Here is an 8,296-nt window from a genome sequence, read left to right on the forward strand (position 1 = left end):
AGCCAGCGGTGTCCAAGGGACGCCGCTGGCCGGTACCGTCTCGCCGACGCGCCCCATTAGGTGTTCAGTAGGTGACGGTGACCGTGCAGTCTTTCTTGACGATCGCGTCTTTGGGAATGGTGGCCTGAGCGGTCAGAGGCATGGCGGTCAGGGACGGGCGGGCTTCGCGGTCGGTGTTCCAGGTGTGGATGTGTCCGCACAGCCGCTCGGCGAGGGCGTGGCCGTCGGCTCCGTGGCCGTGGGCGCCGAGTTCGTAGAGCGGGTCGGGGCCTTCCAGCCGGCGCTTGGTGAGGTAGGCCAGTGAGGAGCCGGCGATCAGCGTGGGGCTCAGGTTCGGGATGAAGGGCGTGCAAAGATCGGCGCTGACCGCGTTGGAACTGGCGTTGATGCGGCAGACGGCCGGATCGGTCGCGGTGGCGCGTAGCCAGATCCCGTCGATGGGGTCCTGCGGGCCGACGGTGATTCCGGACCAGGCGCTGGCCCGGGGGGTGTCGAGGCTGCCGGTCAGCTGGGCTGGGTCGATGTCCTGGTCGACGTCGTAGTGGATCTGGACGAGCGGGTCGGTGTGGAGCGCGGCGGAGCGTTCGACGTCCTGGCCGATCATCGGGACGAAGCCGCAGAGGAACACTGACTCCGAGCGGAGCACACCGTCGTCGCCCTTGACGAAGGCGACGCCGCGGGTCTGGCCCCGCCAGCGCAGAGGCAAAACCATCCGTCCGCCTGGGACGAGCTGGGCGAACCAGGCATTGGGAATGTCGCACGCACCAACCGTGACGATGATCTTATCGAAGGGCGTGTCGGTTTCGTCGCCGAGCGCGCCGTCGCGGGTCAGGACCCGCACGCCGCGGTAGCCCGCTGTGGCCAGGGCTTTCGATGCCTGCCCGGTGATCTCCTCGTCGATGTCGGTGGTGACGACCAGCCCGTCGGGGCCGGTGAGTTCGGCGAGCAGCGCCGCGTTGTAGCCCGTGCCCGCACCGACCTCGAAGATCCGCTCGCCGGGGCGGACGTGCAGCTCGGCCAGCATCCCGGCGACGAGGGTCGCGACCGAGGCGCAGGACAGGTGCGTGCCGTCGAGCGCCGTCTTGGTGATGACCGCCTTGTACGGGTTGTACGCCTCATCGAGCGTGGCGTCCGGCAGGAACAGGTGCCGGGGCACCGTGCGCAGCGCCTCGATGACAGGGCTGTCGAGGCTGGGCCGACTGCTGGTGATCTTCCTGACCATGTCGGCGTGGAGTTCGGCGGCGGTGCCGGGTGTCGCGGTCGTCATGGGCGTGTCCTTGTCGGAGTGGGATCAGGTCGAGTGCCGCGGTCGCAAGGGGATGGCGCTCGAAGGCAGGAGCGTAGATAGCGGGTGTGCCCGCTTCGCGGGTGCCTCCTCGGGGCGGGTCGGCTGCGTTCCCACCGGACGCGAGCCGGGCTGGCCGCCACCGCCGCGACAGCGCCAGCGATGTCCGGGCTGCGGAGGGGGCCGCGCTCATGCGAGCTCCGTTTTCTGGGTGGTGCGCCAGGCGAGAGCGGCGCCGCGGGCCAGCCGAAGGCAGGCGGCCTCGTGGTCGCGGTTGATGCCGCGGAGGCGGTTGTAGGACAGGTGCAGGAGGGAGTCGGCGACCCTCGCGGGCTCCATCTGGCTGGGTAACGCCGCGCGGTAGGTGGCCAGGACCTTGGCACGGGCTGCCCAGGCGTCGGCGAGGGCGGCAGGTAGGTGCGGCAGATCCCTGGGGACGCTGTGGCGGCCCACCCGGGTGGTGTCGCCGACGATGCGGTGATCGATGGTCTGCGGTTTGGCGAGGACGCGTGTCGTCAGGTAGTCGACGGCGGGGCGCATTCCGCCGAGGAACGCGTCGGCGATGTCGAGCATCGACAACGCCACGACGGTGTCGGGATGCAGTCGGGCTGGCGGTTGGCGCAGCGCGGTGATCGCGGCGGTGGTGTCGGCGCAGAACACGGCTTCGGCGGCTTCGAGAGCGGCGTCGGCGCCGTAGCGGCCGGCCTCTGGGAAGTAGGTGTCAAAGGACACCGGGCCGGCGATGCCGGTCGTGGCCAGCGTGGCGGCCCATGCGCCGAGGACGGCTACGCGGTCCGCGTGGTTATTCGCCTCGGCGGCGACGCGGATGCGCAGATGGTCGGTCTGCTCGGTGTTGCGGTAACGGACCATCCACAGCGGCGCGCCGTCGAGCCGGGCGCCCAGGTCGGGCAGATGGGCGGCGATGAGGTCGTCCATCGCGGCGGGGTGCGTATGGACGCGGCCGGAGATCCAACGGGCGTTCGGGTCCGCGGGCCGGTGGCCGTCGGTGTTGACCCTGCTGACCAGCGGCAGGGCGAGCTTGTTCGGCGTGGGTGGCCCCGCGCGGACCACCGGCACGACGACCTCGTGGGCATGCCCGATCCAGGCGAGGTCCTCGCCTGGCACGGCTCGGTTCAGCATCGCCACACCCGCATCGGCCAGCTGCTCGCGCAGGATCGTGCCGTGGACCGGGACCGTGAGGTCCAGCCGGAGCGTCATGTCGCCGTCGGCCAGCTCCACGAGATCTGGGCACCGATGCCGGTGCCGCCACCGGCCCAGCTCACGGCTCCAATCGGCGCTCGGCGCGTGGAGTCCGGGTAGGTCGGCGGTGTGGAGGCGCCAGCGTTCGGGTGCCAGGATGATCCGGCCGTAGCGGACCTCGGGAAGGTGCGGCAGGGCGCCGGCAGCGGGTCCGAACTCGAACGCGGTCAACGAGGCGGCGAACGCGCGCGGCACGTGCGCCAGGAACCGCGCCAGCGGCGGCAGCTGCCGGTCCAGCGCCAGCGCGTGAAAGATCTGCGGATCGACGATGCGACGGGTGGCTGCCTCGATTAGCAGCAGGCCCCGCCCGGTCGCGGTCAGCGCCAGATCTGCGGGCCCCATCCCGCGCGGCCCGTCCGGCGGTGGCTCGCCGAGGGCCAGTACCTCGGGCAGAAACTGGGGCAGCCGCGCGACGTTCTGGCCGCGGACGAACCTCGACGGGCACGCCAGCTGCACCGCGGTGGCGCCCTCGTGCAGCACCGGAACCGACCTGTAGACGCGGGCCAGCGCCGTGTCACCAGTCGAGGGCTGGAATCTCGCGGTCAGGGTTCCGGCCGCGCGGGCGGGCGTACCAGCCAGATGGTAGTCCCCGGCGTTCAATGCCTCGACGCTGCGGGAGCAGACCTTCGCGGCGATCTCCCCGTGGGCCGGGACGAATCGCGAGTCGAACAGGTCGCCGGCGGTGACGTGTTCGATCAGCGCGTCGGTCAGCTCAAGAGGACCGCCGCCCGCGAGTGCCTCCCACGCCAGGGCAAGCAGCCGCCGGTCCCGATCGGTCACCGTCGGCGCGGGCGCCGGCAGGACCGAGCCCGGATAGCCGGCCGGGTAGCCGAGCCCCGACGCGCCGTCAAGCACGTCGAGCAGCGGAACGACACTGCCGACGCCGTAGCGTTCGACGAACCTGCGGTGATAGTCCGCCCAGGCTGCGGGTCCCAATGGTTCCCGGCCCAGCCGCGTCAGGACACCGGCGGCCACGGCGAGGTCTGAGGCGACAGACTCGGGCAGCTGAAGGTCGCAGTCGAGCACGAGGTCGAGGGCCAGGGGCGAGCGTTGCTGGGGGGCGATCCGGTCCATCGCCGCAAGTAGCGACGTGCGTGGCGCCGCCTGCGTCTCCAGGGTCGGCGTCGCGTTGAGTTCGCCGAGCCGGGTGTGGATCGTGGTCAGTTCCTCTACCAGCGGCGCGACCTCGGCCAGTTCGCACGCACCTACCGCCCGAAGGACCGTGATCAGATGACCGAGCGGATCGGTCTCCGTCATCGGCGCCCGCAGATCGGTGACCAGAAAGTGCTCGGCGACGAGTTGACGCAGCAACCTCTTGATGCGCTCGGGGCCCGCGGCGGTGAACGCCTCGTTCAGCCTGTTGGCCAACTCGGCGAAGCACACCGGATCACCGGCGGCATCCCGCGCAAGCCGAACCGGCGGAGTAATCGGTACCTCCGCCTGGCCGTCCGGGTGCGGCACGATCAACCGCCCCGCCCGCTCGACGACGAGGCTGCTGAGCACGACGGTCACCCGCTCCAATAGCGGGCCCGTTTCCAGACGTTCGATGACCTCGCCCAGCCATGCGGCGTCCACCCGCGCCACCGACCTGTGGCCATCACCGAAGCGCACCGACCCCACCTGGCCAAACATCGCCGGTGCGACACCTGCGAACAGCGCGAACGGCGTCGCCCGCCCCTCCGCGCGCAGCAGGTACCGCACCACCGTCGCCGTCGCGGCGCGCAGCCGTCGGTCCGTGACAGGCTGCCCGGCCACGATCTGCTCGACCTGGGCAGCCAACGCGCTGCTGGCGAGCGCGACTGGCTCCCGAGCCGCCGCCCAGACCTGCGCCAACCACTCTCGACACGCCGCCGGGTCCTCCAGCACCGGCCAGCACGCCACGCTGCCCGACGCATTCATCGCCGCGCGTAGCAACGCGGGACCGGCTGGCCGGTACAGCGCCCCGCCCATCGGCATCGTCCCTTCCCCAGCCTTCGTCACATCCGCGTCCCGTGCCGCCCCGACGGCGTCGGGGCGGCACGGCGACGACCTGCGTCTACGAACTGGCGCACGCCGACGGACAGGTCGACGAGCAGCCGTCCGAGGTATCGCAGCCATCGCTCGCCACGCACGAACTGTCATCGACGACGGTGATCGGCAGGTCGAACCAGTCGGCCGGCGTCGCACCCGATGAGCCGGCCTCCTGCACGGGGCCGACCTCCTGCACGATGGACATCCACGTCTCCTCTCAGTGCCGTTCCCCGGCCTACCTGCCGACCATCCCCAAGCACCACGCGCACAGGCGCATTCGCTTCGGAACGGGCAGGGTCGGGAGTCACCGTGCCGGCCTTCGGCGGTAACGAGAGGTAACGATGCCTCGTCCACGACGCAAGGTCATTCCCCCAGCGACGAAGTTTTCTCTTCGCGCCTTGTCCGGTCGCTGACCTGGGAAGACGACCTCCGCCGTGCTGGTCTGTTCGGCCAGACACGCCGGGATACACGCCGTTTGTTCGGGTGCCGGGGGCGCGAACTGAGCGCAGCGGATCTTCGTCTGATTGTGCAGCTGCTTCATCCGGCAGCCCGGTTCTCCGGTGGCCGATGAAGCCGGGTGTAGAAGCCGTCAGCGACCAGGCAGGCCGAGCGCGTCGAGGTGGGCGCTCATCAGGCCGGTCAGGCTGTCCAGAAGCCGTTTGCCCTTTTCTGCGGTAGCGAGCGAGGGGCGGCCGATCACTCCTGTCTGCGTGTACGCCGTCATGCCGTGGACGAGGAGGTGCGGTCGGGGGCCGCCTCCCTCGTCGGCAGTTTCCCAGCCGGGCCGGACGAGATCGGGGTGCACGTGCAAAAGGATGGAGGTCTCCAGCTCGCCGGCGTGCATGTCGTCGTGGGCGTCGGTCTCCAGCTCGGCGGCGGCGCGGGCCGCCGCCCAATCTGACCGTCCAGGGAACAGCGTCATGCTCGGCCCGCTGATGTTGGCCTCCTGAACGATGTTGTTCAGGACGTAGTTGCCCCCATGACCGTTGACGAGCACCACCGCGTCGACGCCGGAACGACGCAGAGAGTCGGCGACGTCGCGGATGACCGAGGTCAGAGTGACCGACGAAATGCTCACCGTTCCCGGGTATGAGGCGTGCTCGTGGGAGCACGAGAACGTCACCGGCGGGAGCAGGAACAGGCCGTACGCATCGGCCGCGGCCTCGGCGATCGTCTGGGCGATCAACGTATCTGTCGCTAGGGGCAGGTGAACGCCGTGTTGCTCGAAGCTACCCACCGGCAACACGGCCGCCCGCGCGCCGACTCGCTCCGCCTCGACGCTGGTCGCCGTGGTGATCATAGGGATGGCTGTCTCCTTGTCGCAGCGTTAACGACCCGGCGAGCGGCGAGGAACTGGCCGACCTCGACTACCCGATCGGCCCCCGCGAGCGTTCCCGCCATGCTGGTGAGTACCAGATCGGCGCGCGCCGATCCGGTGGCCTGGGCGAGTTCCAACGCACGCAGGCCCTCAGCTCCCGCCTCGGCCAAGCGCCCGGCAGCGGTATGCGTGTCCGCCAACCATGCCCGCCACATCACCTCATCCTGACGCAGCTCGGCCGGCCAGGCCGCCAGCACCTCGCCCAGTAGCCTTGTCGCTCCGTCCAGGTCGCCGACCAGCCGCCGGCAGTGACCTTCGTATGCCGCCACGTAGAGATCCGTGCAGTGCCCATCCAACGGGTCCGGGTCGCGTTCAGCACCAGCCAGCAGCCGGACCGCCTGACGGACCGCAGCACGGGAGGCGGCGGTGTCGCGGTTGAGGGCATGCCCGTGCGCCTGCCGGACGAGACACAGCGCGGCGGTACACGCACTGCTGGAATCGAGGGCCGCCGCGCCTTCTCCCAGCGCGACAGCTTCCCCGCCACGTCCCTGATCAGCCGCCTGCTGAGCCCGTCGCATCAGGACATAGCTCGCGGTGCGACGGTCGCCAGCCTCGGTCGCCTGGCCAAACGCCAACTCGGCCCACTTCCTCGCCGCACCCGGACGTCCGAGGCTGTCGGCCAGCCAGGAAAGAAACTCCGACCACCGAGCCTGGACCGCGAGCAACCGAAGACCCTCGACCGTTGACGCCCGGCGGAACGCATCGAGCACTTCAAGGTGACCCAGGACCAGGCTCCACACCGAGCCGGCCCCACTGTCGTTGACTCTCCCGGCGACCAGACTCAGTAGGTCGACCCAGTGCTTCACCGGATCGGCGACGCCTATGGCCAGCGGTTGATTGAACACATCTGACTCAGACACAGGATAGGCGCGGTTCGTGAGTCTGATGCTCTCGACCGCAATCCCGGTGGTCCTCAGCGAGGAGACATCACCGAGAACTGCTGTCCACATCATCGAGTCCTCAGAGCCATGATGTGAAATGGATGGCAGCCCTTTGTGGATCTGGCTGACAACCATCAGATCCGCCGGCATCATGTTCTCGCGGTCTTCGAGATCGAGAAGGTTGTGGACGCTGGTCCCGTAGACCTCGGCGAGCAAGGCCAAAAGCTGGGGCGCCGGCCGGCGGCGGAGTGGAAACGGCCAGTTCTCCAGCTCGCTGAGCCAGGGCGCGGTGCGCGTGGCGGCGCCGTCGAGGCCGATGCGGGCGGCGTGAGTGTTGATGTGATCGACCGCTTGCTGCTGGGTCCAGCCATGGGCGACCCGGTGAGCCGCACGGGGACGGTACTTGTAGCGGCGGGCGAACTCGATCGCGATCTCGTCGTGGGACATGCCGACCGCGCGCATCCGCGCTCGCAGCTCGTCCTGTTCAATCCGCTGTCCGGGTCTGCCCATGACGACGCTGCACCCCTTCCCTCACGGTCGGCCGATGCCTGGAAAACTCCGCGGTAGCGGATCGATCAAGCACATGTCACCGACCTGCTATCTCGCCCCATGCGCCGACGCAATCTCCCGAATGCGTTGAGCGAGGATGATGTCGTGCGCGGCGACGTAGCCGCCGATGTCGCTGGAGCTGATCGACACGTGCACGGTCTTGTAGCCGAGTGTCGCGTCGGAGTGGTGGCCGAACTCGTTCTGCACGGCGGCGATGTGCATGACGAACGCCGCCCCCTGGATGTGAGGTATCGAGTAGAGCCGTTCGATGCGTCGGCCGTCGGTCGTCCATCCGTCCAGATCCTTCAGGTGTTCCTCGATCTGTTCCCGTGACAGTGCCTCAGCCATGATCTCTCCCGGTCTCGTCGGTGGTGACAGGCGCGAGCACCTGCTCCAGATCCTGGCCGACGGGATGAGCACGCCACGGGGCCATCGCCGCCGCGACCGCGGCCAGTTCTCGCCGGGCCCGCGCGGAGCCGGTCTCCACCGCGAGCGCGCTCGCCTGGCGCGCGAGGTCGACCGCCCGTTCCGGTTCGCCCTGCCGCGCGGCGGCGACCGCGTGCCGCGCCGACCAGACCCCGACGTCGCGGCGGGCCGAGCCGGGCGCGGCCGGGATGATCTGCTGCCAAAGACGGTCGGTCTCGTCGGCGAGGCCGAGGCGTCCGTAGCAGGTGGCGCGCTGCACCTCGACGTAGCCGTCGGTACGGCGGCAGGCTGTGCCCCACTCCTCGATGTCGACCTGGTCCATGAGCCGGCCGGCCTGATCGAGCAGGAGATCGACCTGGCGTCGGTCACCGCGCAGTGAGGCGCCGTGCGCCTGCTGCTGCAAGGCGAACACCTGGACCTCGGGCGACCCGTGCCGGGCGTCGACCAGCGCGGCCTGGCACAGGTCGATCACGGCCGCCGCGTTTCCCAGGTCGGTGAACGCCATCG

General features: G+C 69.8%; 6 protein-coding genes and 1 pseudogene. All 7 read right to left on the reverse strand.

What is annotated here, in order from left to right; all coding sequences use genetic code 11:
- Positions 1-64: 64 nt before the first annotated feature.
- Entirely contained in the window at positions 65-1,267 is a 1,203-nt protein-coding gene (fxlM, locus tag CV1CTNOD_RS14455) for a methyltransferase, FxLD system (protein ID WP_131786618.1), read from the reverse strand.
- A 207-nt stretch (positions 1,268-1,474) separates the two neighbouring features.
- Positions 1,475-4,495: a lantibiotic dehydratase gene (locus CV1CTNOD_RS14460; RefSeq protein ID WP_165485520.1), complete on the reverse strand. Its 3,021-nt coding sequence runs from the start codon at positions 4,493-4,495 to the stop codon at positions 1,475-1,477.
- Positions 4,496-4,580: 85 nt separating this feature from the next.
- On the reverse strand, positions 4,581-4,760 hold the full coding sequence (locus CV1CTNOD_RS14465) for an FxLD family lanthipeptide (RefSeq protein ID WP_131786620.1): 180 nt from the start codon (positions 4,758-4,760) through the stop codon (positions 4,581-4,583).
- 384 nt (positions 4,761-5,144) lie between these two features.
- On the reverse strand, positions 5,145-5,855 hold the full coding sequence (locus CV1CTNOD_RS14470) for a creatininase family protein (protein WP_131786621.1): 711 nt from the start codon (positions 5,853-5,855) through the stop codon (positions 5,145-5,147).
- Positions 5,852-7,324 carry a hypothetical protein gene (locus tag CV1CTNOD_RS26690; protein ID WP_242606693.1) on the reverse strand — a complete coding sequence of 491 codons (1,473 nt, stop codon included), beginning with the start codon at positions 7,322-7,324 and terminating at the stop codon, positions 5,852-5,854. The genes CV1CTNOD_RS14470 and CV1CTNOD_RS26690 overlap by 4 nt, the downstream gene beginning before the upstream one ends.
- A gap of 87 nt (positions 7,325-7,411) precedes the next feature.
- Positions 7,412-7,711: a 4a-hydroxytetrahydrobiopterin dehydratase gene (locus CV1CTNOD_RS14480; protein WP_131786622.1), complete on the reverse strand. Its 300-nt coding sequence runs from the start codon at positions 7,709-7,711 to the stop codon at positions 7,412-7,414.
- Positions 7,704-8,296, reverse strand: a pseudogene (locus CV1CTNOD_RS14485) (hypothetical protein); the annotation flags it as partial. The pseudogene CV1CTNOD_RS14485 and the gene CV1CTNOD_RS14480, both read right to left, overlap by 8 nt.

Source organism: Protofrankia symbiont of Coriaria ruscifolia, assembly GCF_900634745.1.
In the GTDB taxonomy this organism is placed as follows: Bacteria; Actinomycetota; Actinomycetes; order Frankiales; family Frankiaceae; genus Protofrankia; species Protofrankia californiensis.